At 43.2% G+C, this 2304-nt stretch carries 2 protein-coding genes and 1 pseudogene; 2 read left to right on the top strand and 1 reads right to left on the bottom strand.

Features of this window, described 5'->3' with window-relative positions; translation table 11 throughout:
- Nucleotides 1-124: 124 nt before the first annotated feature.
- On the bottom strand, nucleotides 125-802 hold the full coding sequence (locus H7F08_RS15165; protein ID WP_227487918.1) for a glycosyltransferase: 678 nt from the start codon (nucleotides 800-802) through the stop codon (nucleotides 125-127).
- Nucleotides 803-1167: 365 nt separating this feature from the next.
- On the opposite strand from H7F08_RS15165, the gene H7F08_RS15160 reads away from it, so the two are divergent.
- Complete coding sequence (locus H7F08_RS15160) at nucleotides 1168-2163, top strand: transporter (protein WP_227487917.1); 996 nt, start codon at nucleotides 1168-1170, stop codon at nucleotides 2161-2163.
- 14 nt (nucleotides 2164-2177) lie between these two features.
- Nucleotides 2178-2304 (top strand): annotated as a pseudogene (locus H7F08_RS15155) (ISL3 family transposase); the annotation flags it as partial.

Here is a 2304-nt window from a genome sequence, read left to right as displayed (position 1 = left end):
GATTACAGATGAAGCTCTCTCCAGCCATTTTCTGGGACTTTGGCCCCATCTCTGCCAACCCCCTCATAAATCATTCACTCAGATGCTCATGCGTATGGTGGCGTAGCATGCGGCGACTTATTCCTCATGAAAATCGGTGAAACTTCAGGAGAAAAGTATCGGCATCTACGGTAATGATGATACCATGCGAAGCCAAGGCCAACCCCGCATTGAGCGCGCTTGCTTTACCCTGATTCTTTTTCTGCTTAATAAGCTGTATTCTCGGGTCGGTAATTGTTTCGATAATATTGGTTGTTTGATCAGTGGATCCATCGTCAATAACAATGATTTCTATGCTTCCAGAATAATCTTGAGTGAGGATGGATTTGAGAGTGTCCTCAATAGCATTCTCCTCGTTGTAGGCGGCAATTAATATGCTCAATGCGGGTAGCTCTCCCGGTATTTTTACAGGAGGCCTTCGATCCAGTAGAATGCTAAATATAATTATGCCAGAAATATAGCCAGGCACGATAGCCATGCCACCAATCGCGAATATGGTCAGCACCCATCCAAATATATCAGCGAGACTATCTATCCAGGGTAGGGCGATCCAGATGCTGAATAGAACCCACAGAAGGGCACCAAGCTGTGCAATGAGAAATTTGCTGTAAACAGGAATATAAATTTTCTTATCTGTTTGGTTTCTTTCGTTTATTTTTTCTTTGGTTGCTGCTTCTGGCTTCACAAAGGTTATGCCCTTTTGTGGATGCAATGTGGCAGCCATATTTTGATTTGATTCTTTCTCAGTTCTTGTTTCTAGCATGTTCATTCCAGCCGTTTTGTTTTGTTTATAAACTATAAGCAATTAGTATGCCAATATAAAATTATATTTTTTTCAATAAGATATGATTTTTCTGTGTCATCGGCCCAGAAAAAAATACCTAAAATAATACAAAAATGATTGAATTGTGGCTATTAATTCTTGTTTTTCAATTTGTTACAAATTTATTTGACTGTTTCATCCGCGTTACAGCATTTTTTCGTGCTTATTGGTGGCCAATGATGCGTTAGAGATTAGGTAGAGGAAACAGGTGGTCTGAATACCTTTCTCTGGGTATCCAAACAATGCTACTTGGGTTATGCTTTTCCCGATAAAGGCAAAATTTTAACTAAGGTGTGCTACAGCCGATGTGTGGCCCGAGAAATAGAAACATTAGGAGTATCTTAAATATGCGAAATCGTTTTGTTCTTGGCCTTGCCCTCACAGCCTTGACTGGATTGACCTCTATAGAAGCTAATGCGGCAGATCAAACTCTCAAAGCCCCGCCAGAGTCCGCCAGCAAAAAAGCGATTCTGCAACAAAATTCAGATTTCTTTTATCCGCAACTAACGCTGCAATCCAGTGTTTCCTATGCCTACTCAGATCAAAACACGCTGAATCTCAACGGGTTTCTTGCCCTGGGCGCCATATTTCTGGGAAATATAAATATTTCGAAGGTCAATTCAAGTATTTATACATTTACTGAATCAGCCTACTATCCTATATCCAATCGTTTGCAGTTGGTGCTCAACGTGCCAATTGTCTATCGCCAGAGTGTTTACCAGATTGGCGGCGCAGGGGATGCATCAAACAGCTACAGTCAGGCGACTGTTAGCTCCGGTGGTCCCCGTCTTGGTGACATCAGTTTTGGTGGGTACTATCAGATTTTCAAGGAGAGTAAAAACTGGCCCAGCTTGACGGGCAGTCTTCTGATCACCGCGCCTACTGGTATTAACCCTTATGGAATAAAAGTTTATCAGCCTGATGCTAATAACTCCAATCTGACTGTGCCTACTAGTTTGCCTACTGGTAACGGTGTATGGACATTGACCCCCGGGCTGTCTTTTGTCGCCACTTCTGATCCGGCAATATTTTTCGGAAGTGTCAGTTATTATTATAATTTAAATAAAAACTTTCCAGATATCAGCACTACTATGGGCGAGATTCAGCCTGGCGAGGTTGCCTTGGGAAATGCCTTTCAATACAGTTTGGGGGTAGCTTTTGCGCTGAATGATCGGCTTAGTCTGAGTACTTCATTTGCTGATCGTATTCAATCTGACACACAAATCCGGACACCGGGTGGTCCGTGGCTCCTCGCTACTTGGAGTGGATACGAGGGTACGGTAGTCTTAGGGCATTGCTGATCTAGGGAAGGTTAATGATGGACGAAGACAAGCTGTTTACCTTGGCGTTGGGGTTGGTTCCGCCGTGGATGGTGGACGATGTGACTTTCAAGCTGGAGGAGAAGCGGTTGGACCTGCATATCAACTTTCCCAAGGGAAGTC

The organism is Acidithiobacillus sp. HP-11, from assembly GCF_015100075.1.
In the GTDB taxonomy this organism is placed as follows: Bacteria; Pseudomonadota; Gammaproteobacteria; order Acidithiobacillales; family Acidithiobacillaceae; genus Acidithiobacillus; species Acidithiobacillus thiooxidans.
The sequence above is the reverse complement of the archived record's forward strand: the minus strand, read 5'-3'. Positions and strand labels throughout refer to the sequence as shown.